Origin of the sequence: Kocuria sp. CPCC 205258 (assembly GCF_040981005.1) — a bacterium.
Classification (GTDB): Bacteria; Actinomycetota; Actinomycetes; order Actinomycetales; family Micrococcaceae; genus Kocuria; species Kocuria rosea.
Genome location: NZ_JAVKPS010000012.1, coordinates 1 through 13,734 on the forward strand (window position 1 = coordinate 1; position 13,734 = coordinate 13,734).

Consider the following 13,734-nt stretch of genomic DNA (forward strand, 5'->3'; position numbering starts at 1 on the left):
TTGAACTGCGCCTGGTAGATCGCGTTCATCGGGCCGATGCCCATGGACACGGTCGGGAACTGCCAGAAGTCCGGCATGGACCGGGGGTGCGGATAGGACGGGATGCCGTTGCTGCCCTTGGACTTCTCCTGCCGGAACCCGTCCAGCTGCTCCTCGGTGAGCCGCCCCTCCAGGAACGCCCGGGCGTACATGCCCGGGGAGGCGTGGCCCTGGAAGAAGACCTGGTCCCCGCCGCCGGGATGGTCGGGGCCGCGGAAGAAGTGGTTGAAGCCGACCTCGTAGAGGGTGGCCGCGCCGGCGTAGGTGGAGATGTGCCCGCCCACGCCGATCTCGGGGCGCTGGGCCCGGTGCACCATCACGGCGGCGTTCCAGCGCAGCCAGCGGCGGTAGGTGCGCTCGATCTCCTCGTCGCCGGGGAACTCCGGCTCCTGGTCCACGGGGATCGTGTTCACGTAGTCCGTGGTGACCGTCGGCGCGGCCGGGCCAGCGGACCCGGGTCGTGGTGCCGACGACTGCAGGAGGTACTGCGTCCGCTCCCGCACCTGCTTCTCGACGAGGTCCTCGAAGGAACCCAGCCACTGCGCGGCTGCGGCCGATGTGCTGTCCGGGGCCTCGGGGGTCGGCCGGTTGCGGTGTTCAACCATGTGCTCAGGGGTCACGTCAACTCTTTCTCAGGGGTCATGGGTGGAGAAAGCCAGGGGTGGAGGAGAGGCGCGTCCGACCGGCCTTCTGCGGCGCCGGGATCCCCGGCGCCGCAGAAGACCGGTGGAGGTTCGTCGGCGGGTCAGTGTGCGGACGAGCCGCCGGAGCCGTCCTGGGGCTTGCAGACCCTGGTGTCGATGATCTCGCCGGCGGCGGTGATGACGGGCACCTCGTTGCCGTCGCAGTCCACGAGCTTGCCGTTCCTGACCGTGTCGCCCTCCTGGAGGTGGTCCTGCAGGTGCTCGATGCTCTCGTAGCGCACCGCGCGCACCGGGGCGTTGGCGAAGACGGAGCCGGTGCCCCGCGGTGGGTTGCCGGCGCGGAACTCGTTGAACAGGATGTTGAGCAGGATCGCCATCACGGCCGCCGAGCTGATGCCGGAGTGGAAGATCGTCTCGAACCAGGCCGGGAAGTTCGCGTAGATCTCGGGCACGGCGATGGGCAGCATGCCGAACCCGAGGGAGGTGGCCACGATGATCAGGTTGGCGCCGTTGCCGAAGTCCACCTTCGCCAGGGTGCGGATGCCGGAGGCGGCCACGCTGCCGAAGAGCACGATGCCGGCCCCGCCCAGCACGGGCGGCGGGACCGCCGCGACGACCCGCCCGAGCACGGGCAGCAGGCCGAGGGTCACGAGGATGAGGCCGCCGGCCGTGACCACGAAGCGGCTCTTGACGCCGGTGATGGCCACGAGCCCGACGTTCTGGGCGAAGGCGCTCTGGGTGAAGCCGTTGAAGAGGGGGGCCAGGGCGGAGGAGGCCATGTCCGCGCGCAGGCCGTCGGCGATGCGCTTCTTGTCGACCTTCGTGTCGACGATCTCGCCGACCGCGATGATGTCGGCGGTGGTCTCGGTGAGGGTCACGAGGATGACGATGAACATGGAGAGGATGGCCGCCACCTCGAACACGGGGGGACCGAAGGCCAGTGGCTGCGGGACGGCGAAGATGTCGCCGCTGAGCACCTGGCTGAAGTCCGCCATGCCCAGCGCCGCGGCCGCGGCCGTGCCGAGCACCAGGCCGATGAGGATGGAGAGCCGGGAGATGGCGGCGCTGCCGAGCTTGGAGAGCAGCATGATGATCAGCAGGGTCAGGCCGGCCAGGGCGATGTTGCCGACCGAGCCGTACTCGGGGGACTGCGCGTTGCCGCCCATGGCCCAGCGGGCCGCCACCGGGAACAGCGTGAGGCCGATGGACGTGATCACCACGCCGGTGACGACCGGCGGGAAGAAGCGGATGATGCTCACGAAGAACGGGGTGATGAGGAAGCCGACGACCGAGGCGACGATGACGGCGCCGAAGACGGCCTGGATGCCGCCGCCGCTCTGGACGATCGCGGTCATGGTGGCCACGCCGGCGAAGGAGGTGCCCTGCACGAGCGGCAGCTGCGAGCCGAAGAACTTGAAGCCCCAGGACTGCAGGACCGTGGCGAGCCCGCCCACGAACAGCGAGGCCGCGATGAGCAGACCCTGCTCCTGCGGGGTCATGCCGGCGACCCCGCCGATGATGAGCGGCGGCGCGATGATGCCGCCGTACATGGTGAGCACGTGCTGCAGCCCGTAGCCGAGGCTGGCGCCCGCGCCGAGGTACTCGTCCTCGGGGCGGGCGCGGGTGGTGGTGGGCGGCTCGGCGGTGCGTGACCTGGCCATGGTGTTCTCCTAAGGATCCTGGTGACGGGAGAGACCCGGTGCCGGCGTCGGAGCGGGACCGGGGCGGAGCGAGGAGGTGGAGAGGTGCGCGATGCGCGGTGGGCGCCGCGGGGCGCCGGGCGAGCCGGCAGCGTGGGCGCCGCCCGCAGGAGGGTGCGGGGCCCGCCGTCGTCGCGCACGGACGACGACGGACCCCGGCCGGTGCCGCCGTGGGCGGCACCGGGGAGTGTGGTGCTCAGCAGAAGCCGGCGATGCCCATCCAGGCGGACTCGTTCTCCGCGGCCCTCTTGCGCTGGATCGTGGCCTCGATGAGTCCGTAGGGGCGGTCGGCCGCCCAGTGGGTCTCCTTGTCGTTCTCGAGGCCGCAGAAGCCGAGGTCGTACACGAAGTGGTGCTTGTTCGGGCACGAGAACTTGATCTCGTCGATCTCCGGGTGGGCCTCGATGACGGCCTTGCCCATCAGGTAGAGGGTCTCCTGCAGGGCCTTGGAGTAGTGGTCGGTGAACTTGGCGAGGATGATTTTCTTGACGTTCTCGTAGACGGCGTCGTAGTCCACGTCGGTGGTGTTGTACCGCCACCGGGTGGCCACGTCCGTGGACATGATCCGGTCCTCGGTCTCGGGCAGGACCGTGTACTTGTCCTTCGGGTAGCCCGTGAAGCCGGACTGCGTGGACTTCAGGACGGTGAGGTCCTTGAACCCGGAGATCACCGTGCGCTCCTCGCCGTCGGCGACGACCACCGCGGTGCGCACCTCGTCCTTGTGCTGCACGAAGCAGTGGTCGTGGTCGTTGATGCGGTTCCACGCGTACTCCTGGGCCGCCCAGCGACCACCGGTGATCCAGTCGAACTCGCCGGTGAAGTGGTCGGCGAGCTTGAGCAGGAACTGCTCGGGGGACTCGATCCCGTACTGCTGGGCGAAGGCGAACACGGTCTGCTTCTGCGTGTCCGTGGGCACGCAGTGGGCGTTGTCGCCGAGGGTGTGCACCTCCTCCAGGTCGCCGCGCAGCTGCGAGGTGACCACGAGGTCGCGGATCTCGTGGCGGTCGGTGTCGCGGTTGATGCGCACCACGTGGTTCTCGGCCTTGCCGTACTGGTTCTTGCCCAGGACGACGGTGTCCGTGGTCTTCTCGGTGATGACGTCGGTCATGACGTTTCTCCTTGCACTCGAGGTTTCTGCTGATCGGGGCGGTCGAAGACGGGCTGACCCGTCGACTCCTGGGTCAACTGCCCCGGTAGGTGGAAAAGGCGAACGGGCTCAGCAGGAGCGGCACGTGGTAGTGCCTCTCCTCGGCCTGCACCGTGAAGTTCACCGTCACGAACGGGTAGAACGTCGGCTGGTTCCGGCCGGCGAAGTACTGTCCCGTGGCGAAGGTGATCCGGTAGTCGCCGGATTCCAGGGTCTCTGGGCCCAGTTCGGGCACGCGTCCGTCGGCGTTGGTCTCGGCGGTCGCGATGGAGGTGCCGTCGGCGGCCTCGAGGGCCACGGCGATCCCCTGGGCGGGGGTGCCGGTGACGGAGTCGAGGACGTGGGCGGTGACGTAGCTCATGGGGTGACGAGTCCTTCGAGTCGGAGGAGGGCGATCTGGCGCAGCTGGTCGGCGACCACGGCCTGCTCCGTCCCGGGGTCGTTGTCCATGCGGGCGGAGAGCTGGTCGAGGATCTCCTCGGGGGTGCGCCCGGCGGCGCGGATGAGGAACACCTGGCCGAACCGCTCCTCGTAGGCGAGGTTGCCCTCGCGCAGGCGCTGCTGGACGTCGGTGTCCGTGGGGTCGACCGCGGACTGCTCCGCTCGCGACAGCCCGGCCTCCGCGTGGTCGCCCTCCGCCCGCTCGCCGATGCGAGGGTGGTGGGACAGGGCTCTCTCGATCTCCTCGGCGCCGAACGGTTTCGCGGCCGTCCGGGCCGTGCTGAGCAGGGCATCATGGTGGGCGTAGGGCCGGGCGTCGACCACGGCCTCCACCCAGCGCGGGATGTCGAGCGCAGGACGGACGACCTCGGCCGCCTGGGTCCTGTTGAGGGAGTTGAACGCGGTGAGCTTCATGGAGTGTGCCTGCCACCTCTCTGTATTCCGTAATGTGGAAGAAAACTTTCACTACGTATAGTGAACTGGCTCACAAGCCTGAAGTCAATGGTTGCATCCTTGTGTTACTGATTTTTTGCAGAGAGGTGCCGGGCGTGAAACTTCGGTTTCACTGCGGGGCAGGAGAATTGCGGCCATGCCGAGGGAGTACGGAGGGAACGTCATGGATGGAGCAGGGGATCGGCACGGCGGTGCGGGTGCGGAGGAGAAGGTGTTCGTGGTGACGGGGGCCGGCTCGGGGATCGGCCGCGCGGTGGCGCGTGCCTTCCTGGCGGCCGGGTGGGTGGTGGTGCTCGCCGGCCGGCGGCGTGCCGCCCTGGAGGAGACCGCCGCCGGGGCGCCGGGCGCCCGGATCGTCCCGGTGGATGTTGCCGACGCCGAGAGCGTGGCCTCGGCCTTCCGGGAGATCGAGCGGCTGACCGGGCGGATCGACGTGCTGTTCAACAACGCGGGCACCTTCGGGCCTCGCGGCGGGGCGGACGAGATCGATCCCGCGGAGTGGCAGCGCACCCTGGAGGTCAACCTCACCGGCACGTTCCTGTGCTCGGCGCAGGCCGTCCGGATCATGAAGCGGCAGCAGCCCCGGGGTGGGCGGATCATCAACAACGGCTCGATCTCCGCGCACGCGCCCCGGCCCCTGTCCGCGGCCTACACCGCGAGCAAGCACGCCGTCACCGGCCTCACCCGGTCCCTGGATCTGGACGGGCGCCCCTACGGCATCACCTGCGGGCAGATCGACATCGGCAACGCGGCCACGGAGTTGCTGGCGGGCCTGGGCACGGACGGTGGCGCCCTGCAGGCCGACGGCACGCTGCGACCGGAACCGAGCTTCCCTGTCGAGGAGGTGGGGCGGGCGGTGCTGATGATGGCCGAGCTGCCCGCCTCCGCCACGGTGAACTCGCTCGTGCTGACCGCCTCGGGGATGCCGTTCGCCGGCCGCGGCTGACGGATCGGTGCCGCACTCCGCGCGGGGGATCTCCGCGACACTGTCTCCGCGACACTGTCTCCGCGACACTGTCTCCGGGGGGCACCCGTTCTCGCGATCCCTCTTGACGAGCGCCCCGAGAGGTATTAATTTCATATTGTGGAAACTTAATTCCATGGTACGAATCCTGGAGGAACCCGTGAACCACACCGCGCCGTCGCCCGCACCCGCGATCTTCTTCGACTACACCGCCATCGACTGCGACCCGGACCTCAGTCGCCCGCTGCACCGGCATCGGCGGACCGCACCGCTGTGGGCGCTCGCGGTGTCCTCGGCCTGCGTGGGCGCGATGGTGGGCCGCGTGGCCGCTCGACGCCTCCCGTAACCACGTCCTCCAGGAGCCGGAGCAGACCAGCGCGCCGGCTCGCTCCACCGATCCACCCCTCGAGGAGAACCCATGACCCAGCAGATCCGTCCCGGCCGGCAGGCCCCCGACCTCGCACTGACCGACCACGAAGGACAGCAGGTCCGGCTCTCCGAGCTGCGCGACCACAAGGTGATCGTCTACTTCTATCCCAAGGCCTTCACCCCCGGCTGCACCTCCGAGGCGTGCGACTTCCGGGACAGCCTCGCCTCGCTCCAGCACCTGGGCTACACCGTGCTCGGGGTCTCCGGGGACGACCCCGAGACCCTGTCCCGATTCGCCGAGGAGTACCACCTTCCCTACCGGCTGCTCTCCGACCCCGACGGTCAGGCCGCCCGGGCATGGGGTGCCTGGGGGGAGAAGACGGTCAACGGGGAGACCCGGACCGGCCCGCTCCGCTCGACCTTCGTCATCGAGCAGGACGGCACCGTGAGCTCCGCGGAGTACAACGTCCAGGCCGAGGGCCACGTCAAGAGCCTGCGGGAGCGGCTGGGCGCCTGAGCCGCACCGGTCGTCGGACCCGGATGGGCTCAGGCCCGGAAGGTCAGCTCGGTGCAGAGGTCGTCGCCGAGCACGAAGCGGCGCACCGGGGCGCGCAGCGCCCCGGAGAGGTGGTCCGCGCCGGGGAACCGGATGCCGGGCACCCCGTCCCCGATGAGCATGGGCGCGGTGGTGAGGTAGAGACGGTGCAGCGTCCCGGCGGCGAGGAACCCGGAGACGGTGCGTCCGCCGCCCTCCACGAGCACTCGCCGCAGGCCCCGCCGGGCCAGCGCCTCGAGCACGGCCCGGGGTGCCAGCCCGGGCTCGCCCACGGGCACCCGCAGCACCGCGACGTGCGGCGCGGGCGCCGCGGGCGCGTCCGCGTCCTCGCCCACGACCCACAGCGTGGGCGCGGCGCCGTCCGTGAGCACGGCCGAGGTCAGCGGGGCGCGCGCCGAGGGGTCCAGGACCACCCGGGTGGGATGGGGGCCGGGCACGGCGCGGACGGTCAGCCGGCAGTCGTCGGCGACCACGGTGCCGACGCCCACGACCACGGCCTCCACGAGCGCGCGCAACCGGTGCAGGTGCTCCCGGTCCTCCGGGCCGGTCACGAACTCGGCGTGCCCGGTGCGCGAGGCGATGAACCCGTCCAGGCTCTGTCCCAGCTGTGCGAGGACGAGGGGCCCCCGGTGCGCCACGAGCGGTCCGTAGCGTTCGACGAGCTCCGCCCCCGGCGGCGGCACGGGGCCGGTCCGGCCGGCGAGCAGCGCCTCCCAGGCGGCGGGGGAGGCGTCCGGGGCGGCCGGGCCGGAGGCGTCCGGGGCGGCCGGGCCGGAGGCGTCCGGGGCGGCCGGGCCGGAGGCGTCGTCGTCCGCGGGCGGTGGGGCGGCCCCGGTGCCGCGGGGCGCGGAGCTGTCGATCACGGGGTCAGTCCCGGGCGAGGAACCGGTCCCGTGCCGTCTCCGCGGCGATGGCCCGCAGGCGGTCGTACTGGTCGGCGGCCCCGGCCTCGAGGGTGCTCAGCTCCTCGGCGTCGAGGCGTGGCTCGGCGGGGGCGAGCTCCAGGAGCGTGACCCACATGCTGCGCTTGGCGACCACCAGGGACTGCAGCATCTCGAGCTCACCGTGGGCGGCGATGCCGGTCCGCTCCCGGATCCGGCTCAGCGGGTTGAGGCGGGAGGCGATGCCGGTGACGGTCCCGAGCCCCTTGGCCACCGTGCGCCGGCCGGAGCCCAGGCGGTCGATCATCGCCTCGAGGCGGCCGATGTCGTCCTTGATCTCGTCGACGAACACCGCGAACCGGCCCTCGTAGGGGGTGCCGGCCCACGTGGTGGCCGCCTCGTCGAAGAGCCGCACCCCGGAGAGGGCCCCCATGTAGTGCCCGAGCATGTAGGCCTCGAGCTTGTCGGACCGGACTCCGGCGCCCGCGGCGCCGTTCGGGCCGGTGGGCGGCTGCTCGCTCATCTGCTTCTCCTCGCTCGTGGGAAGGGCGTCGCCGGGGCCCAGCACGGATCTCCCCGGGGCCACCAGCCTACTGACTCCGTCCCCCTCGCGGCAGGAGGGGTGCGGCGGGACGGCGTGCGGGGCCGCCGGGCGGGGCGGAAACCATAAGGGATGTGACTATCATGGGGCGCATGACTGAGAACGCGAGCGGATCCCCGGACCCCGACGAGCAGCAGACCATCGGCGCATCCAGCCCCGAGCCGGGCAGCGGGCTCGACCGCGACCCGGACGAGTGGGCCACCGGCGAGGAGCCGATGACCAGCGCGCAGCGCAGCTACCTCGACACCCTGGCCCGCGAGGCCGGCGAGGAGCTGCCGGCGGACCTCACGAAGGCCGAGGCGTCCAAGCACATCGACCGCCTGCAGGGCGAGAGCGGCAGGGTGCAGGACCAGTAGGTCCTGCACCGGCGGAGGGGGAGCACCGTGAAGATCGTCGTCCTGGGAGCCACGGGCAACGTGGGCACCGCGGTGCTCCGCCGGCTGCACGCCGCGCCGGAGGTCACCCACATCGTCGGGGTCTCCCGCGAGGGGCCCGAGCGGGGCGGGGAGCCCTACGACGGCGTGGAGTGGCACACCGTCGACGTCGCCGCGAAGGAGTCCACCGCGGCGCTGGCGGAGATCATGGCCGGCGCGGACGCCGTGATCCACCTCGTGTGGCTCATCCGCCCGAACCGGGACTTCGCGCTGATGCACGAGACGAACGTGGACGGCCTCGTCCACGTGCTCGACGCCGTGGTGCTCGCCGGCGTGCCCCAGATCGTCTACCCCTCCTCGCTCGGCGCCTACAGCCCCGGCCCCAAGGACCGGGCCGTGGACGAGTCCTGGCCGGTCGGCGGGGTCGAGACCTCGCACTACAACGTGCAGAAGGCCGAGACGGAGGCGCTGCTCAACCGGTTCGAGGAGGCCCACCCCGGGATCGTGGTGACCCGGCTGCGGCCCGGCTTCCTGTTCCAGGCGGACGCAGCCCCCGAGATCGGGGACTACTTCTTCGGCGCCCTCGTGCCCAGGAAGCTCATCGCCCGGCTGCGCCTGCCCGTGCTGCCGTTCCCCGAGAAGTTCCGTTTCCAGACGCTGCACACCGACGACGTCGCGGACGCGTTCTGGCGGGTCATCCAGCACCGGGCCGGCGGGGCGTTCAACGTCGCCGCCGAGCCGGTGCTCGGCGCCGACGGCGTGGCGCAGGTGCTCGGCGCCCGGCGCGTGCTGCCCGTGCCGCCGGCCCTGGTCCGCGCGCTCGTGGCGATCACCTATCGGTTGCGGCTGCAGCCCACCGACCCCGGCTGGATCGACCTCGCCGGCGCCGTGCCGATCATGGACACCACCCGCATCCGCGAGGTCACCGGCTGGTCGGAGACCGTGAGCTCGCTCGAGGCGCTGCGGGAGCTCATCGACCACCTGGACGGCCGGGAGGGCCTGGGCAACAGGGAGCACCGGCCACGGTCGCCGCTGGTCTGACCGCGCCGGCCCCGCCGGGCGGGTCCGTGGACCCGGACGTCCCGCGGGTCAGCGGTCCCGACGCCGGAGCACGGCCAGCACCGCGCTGATCAGCACCATGGCGCAGGCCGCGCCGACCGCGGCGGCGAACGCGCCCCGGTGCCCGGCGGTCTCGGCCAGGAGCCCGGCCGACGCCGCGCCCACGGCGGAGCCGAGGACCACGCCGCTCGCGAGCATCGTCATGACCGTGCCCAGCCGCTCCGGCCGGGCGACGTCCCCGCCGATGGTGTAGATCGTGACCATGGCGGGCCCCAGCGGCAGACCGGCGAGCAGCAGCACCACGAGCATCGACCCGATCCCGCTCGGCAGCAGGAACAGCAGGCTCAGGACGGCCATGGCGCCGGAGCTGACCAGCCAGCGGGAGGCGGGCGGGAAGCGCTGCGGCCACCACGCCACCGACAGGGCCGCGGCCGCCGAGCTGATGCCGAGCACGGCGTAGAGCAGACCGGTCGCGCTCTGGATGCCGAACTCGCCGCCGAAGGCGTTGAGACCGTTCTGCACGGCGCCGAAGAACGCGCCCATGGCCACCATCCCCAGGACGGGGAGCAGCACGAGGACCCGTTCGCGGCCGGGAACGGGACGGGCCGCCGCCCGGCGCCGGTCCTCGCGCGAGACGGCCGGGACCGCCAGGCGCGTGGGGTGCACGGCGAAGGTCGTGACCATGGTGAGGGTCAGGACGGCCGCGAGGACGAAGGGGGACCAGGGTGCGGCCAGGGAGGCCAGGACACCGACCAGGGCCGGGCCGAGCACGAAGGTCAGCTCGTCGGCGGTGGACTCGTAGGACAGGGCGGTGTCCAGCTCGCGCCGGTTCCCGCCGACCAGGCCGCGCCACCGCACCCGGGCCAGCGGGCCGACCTGGGGGCAGGTGGCGCCCACGAGCAGGGACGCGCCGACGAGCAGCGGCACGGCCGGCGCGTCCGGGCCCGCGGGGGCGTAGGCGGTGACCAGCAGCAGCGCGATGGCCGCGGCGTGGGCGAGGGCGGAGACCAGCAGCACGGCCCGCTGGCCCAGGCGGTCGGCGAGGTGGCCCATCAGGGGCCCGCCCAGCGCCGAGCCGACCCCGACGGCGCCGGCGGCCAGCCCTCCGACGACGTAGGAGCCGCTGACGGCGGTGGCGAGGGTGAGCGCCCCGACGGTGAGCATGGCCAGGGGCAGGCGGGCCGCGAAGGCGATCGGCAGGAAGTCGCGCCCGGCGAGCTGCACGAGCCGGGCGTACCGGCCGCCGGACGAGGGCGTCGTCCGGCGGCCGGTGCCGTGCGGGACGGCCGCGGGGTGCTCCGCGGCGGGGGCCGGGGCGGCGGGCACGCGGGCCGCGCGCTCGGCCGTGGAAGGGGTGGTCAGGGGGTTCACAGGGGTCCTCGGAGGATGTGCGCACCGTCCCCCCTCCCGGTGCGCCCGACCCGGACAACAGGGCCCAGTCTACCGGCCGGACGCCCCGCTGCCAGGGGCGGCGGACCGGCCGCCGTAGGTGATCTCCGCCGCGCCCACGGCCGAGGCCACGTACAGGCAGGGGCGGTCGTCGGGGACGGCGGCGCAGACCGTGGCCGCCGTCAGGTCCTCGGGGTCGCGGTCGTCCGCGCCGGCCACCGCGGGGGTCCACCAGTCGGCGTCCGGGACCGCGGCCTCGACGGCCCCCGCCCGGGTGGTGACGGCCACGCGCCGCGGGGCCTCGCCGACGAGCCGGACCTCGGTGGCCCCGACCTCGGTGTGCACGTCCAGGTCCTCGCGCACCCGGATCCCGTCGAGGTCCACGGCGCCGACCTCCGAGGACGCCCACAGGGCGCGGGCGCTGCCGCTCGCCTCGATCACGCCGGCCTCCGTGTCGAGCCGGACGTCGCCGAAGTCGCCCTCGACGCTGAGGGCGCCGGCGTCCCCGGAGAGCCGCAGGTCCACGGGCTCGTCCCCGGCCGGGACGGTGATCCGCACGTGCATCCCGCTGCCGGCGCCCGGCCAGGAGCGGGACGGGAGGGCGTCGATGCTCAGCCGGCCGTCCTCGACCCGGGGCTCGGGGGCGCTCTCGAGCCGGAACCCGGCGTACACGGACTCCACGCGCAGATCGGGGACGTCGGCCGTCACGACCTCGACGACCGCCGACCGGCCGTCGACCACGACCGTGTCCACGGACTCGGTCACGGTGGTGTCCACCCGGTGCTCCTGGACGGACAGGGACGCGGCGGCGGTCGCGCCGCCGGCGCCCAGCAGGAGGAGGGCGCCGATGCCGCCGAGCACGGCGGTGGGGACGAGCCAGGCCGTGCGCTCGTTGTCGCTGACGACGTCGTGGGAGGAGTCGTGGGCGGCGGGGTGCTCGGGGTGGGTGCTCATGGCCGGTGCTCCTGGTGGGACGGGTTTGCGGACGGGGTGTGGCCGGGCCCGGGGTCCGGGTAGCCGAGGTAGCGCAGGACCGCGCGGACGCGGCGGTTGCCGCCGTCCTCGTGGGCGAGGCCCAGCTTGGTGAACACGGAGCGGATGTGCTTCTCCACCGAGGACTCGGTGAGGAAGAGGTTCGCGGCGACCGAGGCGTTGGAGAGCCCCTGGGCCATGAGCCCGAGCACCTCGTGCTCCCGCGGGGAGAGGAGCTCCAGGTCCTGGCGGTGCCGCGAGCGCACGAGCAGCTGGGAGACGACCTCCGGGTCCAGGACGGTGCCGCCCGCGCCCACGGTCTCCACGGACTCGAGGAACTGGTCGACGTCCGCGACGCGGTCCTTGAGCAGGTACCCCAGCCCGTCCCGGCGGGACGCGATGAGCTCCGAGGCGTAGCGCTCCTCGACGTACTGCGAGAGCACGAGCACCGCGATCCGCGGGTGCTGGGAGCGGACGAGGACGGCGGCTCGGATGCCCTCGTCCGTGAACGTCGGCGGCAGCCGCACGTCCACGAGGGCGAAGTCCGGCTCGTGCTCCTCGACGGCCCGGAGCAGGTCCTCCGCGGTGTCGACGTCGGCGACCACCTCGTGGCCGGCCTCGGTGAGCAGGCGGACGAGGCCCGCGCGCAGGAGGACGGCGTCCTCGGCGATGACGATGCGCATCAGGATCCCGCCCCCCGGGCGACCGGCAGCTCGACGGTCAGCTCGGTCGGCCCGCCCGCGGGGGAGTCGAGGAAGAAGTGCCCGCCCGCGGAGCGGATCCGGTCGGCGATCCCGGACAGGCCGCCGCCGGGGACCACCACGGCGCCGCCGCGGCCGTCGTCGGCGATCCGGGCGACCACGCGCGTGCCTCCCGCGGGATCGGTCTCCAGGCCCACCCGCACCGACGCGGCGCCGGCCTGGGCGTGCTTGACGATGTTGGCGATGCCCTCGGAGACCGCGAAGTACACGGCGGCCTCGGTCTCCGGCGCCAGCCGCGGCACCCGCACGTCCACGGCGACCGGGACGGGGGACTGGGCGGCCACGGCGGAGAGGGCGGCGTCGAGGCCCCGGTCCTCCAGGACCGCCGGGTGGAAGCCCCTGGCCAGGCGGCGCAGCTCGGCGATCGCGGCCTTGGTGGTGGCGTGCGCCTCCCCGATGAGGTCCTTGGCCCCGGCGGGGTCGTGGTCGATCCGGCGCTGGGCCATCGACAGGTTCATGGCCACGGACACGAGCTGGGGCTGCACGCCGTCGTGCAGGTCCCGCTCGATCCGGGAGCGCTCGGTGCGGGCGCCGCGGACGGCGGTCTCGCGGGCGGCCGCGGCCTCGGCGGCCCGGCGGCGCAGCTCCGCCGCCTCGTCCACCCGGAGCAGCAGCCGGGACAGGCCCCGGTGCGCGGCCACGGCGAGGACCACGACGAGCAGCCCGAGGAGGACCAGGGTGATCCCGGTCAGGACCACGGCCCAGTCCGGCCACGTCCCGATCACCTCGGAGGGCCAGAGCGGGTTGTTCGGCGCGGCGTAGAGCGGCGCGAAGGCCAGGGCGACGGCGGCGCCGGTGCCGGCCAGGGCCGCCACGGCGACCCAGCCCAGGACCGTGGTGAGGAGCAGGTGCAGCAGTCCCGTCCAGAACGCGGCGTCGGAGACGTCCAGCCACCACTGGTGGACGATCCGCCAGCCGTCGGTGCGGGGCGAGCGCCGCCGGCGCGGGGCGGGCAGGTGCAGCCCGAACGCCGCCTGCGTGCGGCGGCGCTCGACCCACTCGATCCCGCGGACCGCGTAGATCGCGGCCACGAGCAGGACCACGCCCACCAGGGCGGCGAGCGAGGCGAAGCCGGCGGAGACCAGGGAGACCAGGGCCGTCAGCCACAGCGTGCCGAGCGCGGCGTCCACCACGAGGTCGGTGGTGCCGAAGAACAGGGTCCTGGGGGACCAGGGTCCCCACTCCCGGGACCGGGCCCCGGCGGCGGGGCCCGCGGGCCTGGAACCGCCCGCGGGGCGGGGTGCGTCGTCCGGGCTCCCACGACCGGTGCCGGGGGCGTCGCCGGGGCTCCCGGTGTCGGGATCGGTGCCGGGATCGGTGCCGGGGCTGGCCCACGGTACGGGTGGAAGGGGTCGGGTCTCGTGCGGTGTGCTCATGCCCTCAC

The 13,734-nt window shown here is 73.1% G+C and carries 15 protein-coding genes and 1 pseudogene; 5 read left to right on the top strand and 11 right to left on the bottom strand.

The genetic code is table 11. The annotated features are described in order from the left end of the window. The 5 genes and pseudogenes from RF644_RS15965 to uraD form a co-directional block, all read right to left on the bottom strand. A pseudogene (locus RF644_RS15965) lies at positions 1–644 on the bottom strand (pyruvate dehydrogenase (acetyl-transferring), homodimeric type); the annotation flags it as partial. A gap of 140 nt (positions 645–784) precedes the next feature. Next, a complete protein-coding gene (locus RF644_RS15970) occupies positions 785–2,344 on the bottom strand; it encodes a nucleobase:cation symporter-2 family protein (protein ID WP_368797219.1) in 1,560 nt (519 codons plus the stop codon). A gap of 235 nt (positions 2,345–2,579) precedes the next feature. After that, positions 2,580–3,491 (bottom strand): factor-independent urate hydroxylase, encoded by a 912-nt coding sequence (pucL, locus tag RF644_RS15975; protein WP_368797220.1) that lies wholly within the window; start codon positions 3,489–3,491, stop codon positions 2,580–2,582. Between the two features lie 73 nt (positions 3,492–3,564). Continuing rightward, positions 3,565–3,891, bottom strand: a complete 327-nt coding sequence (gene uraH, locus RF644_RS15980) for a hydroxyisourate hydrolase (protein WP_017834776.1) — start codon at positions 3,889–3,891, stop codon at positions 3,565–3,567. Further along, complete coding sequence (gene uraD / locus RF644_RS15985; RefSeq protein WP_133411002.1) at positions 3,888–4,385, bottom strand: 2-oxo-4-hydroxy-4-carboxy-5-ureidoimidazoline decarboxylase; 498 nt, start codon at positions 4,383–4,385, stop codon at positions 3,888–3,890. Before uraD ends, uraH begins: the two co-directional genes overlap by 4 nt. A gap of 202 nt (positions 4,386–4,587) precedes the next feature. On the opposite strand from uraD, the gene RF644_RS15990 reads away from it, so the two are divergent. The 3 genes from RF644_RS15990 to bcp all read left to right on the top strand — a co-directional run bounded on the left by RF644_RS15990 (position 4,588) and on the right by bcp (position 6,274). Beyond that, entirely contained in the window at positions 4,588–5,370 is a 783-nt protein-coding gene (locus RF644_RS15990) for an SDR family oxidoreductase (RefSeq protein ID WP_368797221.1), read from the top strand. Positions 5,371–5,548: 178 nt separating this feature from the next. After that, positions 5,549–5,734, top strand: a complete 186-nt coding sequence (locus tag RF644_RS15995) for a hypothetical protein (protein WP_368797222.1) — start codon at positions 5,549–5,551, stop codon at positions 5,732–5,734. Between the two features lie 72 nt (positions 5,735–5,806). Beyond that, entirely contained in the window at positions 5,807–6,274 is a 468-nt protein-coding gene (bcp, locus tag RF644_RS16000) for a thioredoxin-dependent thiol peroxidase (RefSeq protein WP_368797223.1), read from the top strand. Positions 6,275–6,303: 29 nt separating this feature from the next. On the opposite strand, the gene RF644_RS16005 is transcribed toward bcp, so the two are convergent. Then, positions 6,304–7,176 carry a RibD family protein gene (locus RF644_RS16005; protein WP_368797224.1) on the bottom strand — a complete coding sequence of 291 codons (873 nt, stop codon included), beginning with the start codon at positions 7,174–7,176 and terminating at the stop codon, positions 6,304–6,306. Between the two features lie 4 nt (positions 7,177–7,180). Next, on the bottom strand, positions 7,181–7,717 hold the full coding sequence (locus RF644_RS16010; RefSeq protein WP_368797225.1) for a hypothetical protein: 537 nt from the start codon (positions 7,715–7,717) through the stop codon (positions 7,181–7,183). A 170-nt stretch (positions 7,718–7,887) separates the two neighbouring features. On the opposite strand from RF644_RS16010, the gene RF644_RS16015 reads away from it, so the two are divergent. Together RF644_RS16015 and RF644_RS16020 are read left to right on the top strand one after the other, a co-directional pair. Further along, on the top strand, positions 7,888–8,151 hold the full coding sequence (locus RF644_RS16015; RefSeq protein ID WP_017834783.1) for a DUF3072 domain-containing protein: 264 nt from the start codon (positions 7,888–7,890) through the stop codon (positions 8,149–8,151). Between the two features lie 27 nt (positions 8,152–8,178). Next, complete coding sequence (locus tag RF644_RS16020) at positions 8,179–9,210, top strand: NAD-dependent epimerase/dehydratase family protein (RefSeq protein WP_368797226.1); 1,032 nt, start codon at positions 8,179–8,181, stop codon at positions 9,208–9,210. A 48-nt stretch (positions 9,211–9,258) separates the two neighbouring features. Here RF644_RS16020 and RF644_RS16025 read toward each other — a convergent pair whose 3' ends face one another. From RF644_RS16025 to RF644_RS16040, 4 genes are all read right to left on the bottom strand, one after another. Next, a complete protein-coding gene (locus tag RF644_RS16025) occupies positions 9,259–10,599 on the bottom strand; it encodes an MFS transporter (RefSeq protein WP_368797227.1) in 1,341 nt (446 codons plus the stop codon). A 69-nt stretch (positions 10,600–10,668) separates the two neighbouring features. Further along, the gene (locus RF644_RS16030; RefSeq protein ID WP_368797228.1) at positions 10,669–11,571 is read right to left on the bottom strand and encodes a hypothetical protein; all 903 of its coding nucleotides are present in this window, start codon (positions 11,569–11,571) and stop codon (positions 10,669–10,671) included. Next, positions 11,568–12,272, bottom strand: coding sequence for a response regulator transcription factor (locus RF644_RS16035; protein WP_017834787.1), 705 nt, complete (start codon positions 12,270–12,272; stop codon positions 11,568–11,570). Before RF644_RS16035 ends, RF644_RS16030 begins: the two co-directional genes overlap by 4 nt. Next, positions 12,272–13,726 (bottom strand): histidine kinase, encoded by a 1,455-nt coding sequence (locus RF644_RS16040; RefSeq protein ID WP_368797229.1) that lies wholly within the window; start codon positions 13,724–13,726, stop codon positions 12,272–12,274. The genes RF644_RS16035 and RF644_RS16040 overlap by 1 nt, the downstream gene beginning before the upstream one ends. Positions 13,727–13,734 lie beyond the last annotated feature (8 nt).

Bases quoted from the DNA above. Each gene is read 5' to 3' on its own strand.
- pucL (WP_368797220.1), bottom strand. From the start codon at position 3,491: ATGACCGACGTCATCACCGAGAAGACCACGGACACCGTCGTCCTGGGC.
- RF644_RS15990 (WP_368797221.1), top strand. From the start codon at position 4,588: ATGGATGGAGCAGGGGATCGGCACGGCGGTGCGGGTGCGGAGGAGAAG.
- RF644_RS16030 (WP_368797228.1), bottom strand. From the start codon at position 11,571: ATGAGCACCCACCCCGAGCACCCCGCCGCCCACGACTCCTCCCACGAC.
- bcp (WP_368797223.1), top strand. From the start codon at position 5,807: ATGACCCAGCAGATCCGTCCCGGCCGGCAGGCCCCCGACCTCGCACTG.
- uraD (WP_133411002.1), bottom strand. From the start codon at position 4,385: ATGAAGCTCACCGCGTTCAACTCCCTCAACAGGACCCAGGCGGCCGAG.
- RF644_RS16010 (WP_368797225.1), bottom strand. From the start codon at position 7,717: ATGAGCGAGCAGCCGCCCACCGGCCCGAACGGCGCCGCGGGCGCCGGA.
- RF644_RS16040 (WP_368797229.1), bottom strand. From the start codon at position 13,726: ATGAGCACACCGCACGAGACCCGACCCCTTCCACCCGTACCGTGGGCC.
- RF644_RS15970 (WP_368797219.1), bottom strand. From the start codon at position 2,344: ATGGCCAGGTCACGCACCGCCGAGCCGCCCACCACCACCCGCGCCCGC.
- RF644_RS16035 (WP_017834787.1), bottom strand. From the start codon at position 12,272: ATGCGCATCGTCATCGCCGAGGACGCCGTCCTCCTGCGCGCGGGCCTC.
- uraH (WP_017834776.1), bottom strand. From the start codon at position 3,891: ATGAGCTACGTCACCGCCCACGTCCTCGACTCCGTCACCGGCACCCCC.
- RF644_RS16015 (WP_017834783.1), top strand. From the start codon at position 7,888: ATGACTGAGAACGCGAGCGGATCCCCGGACCCCGACGAGCAGCAGACC.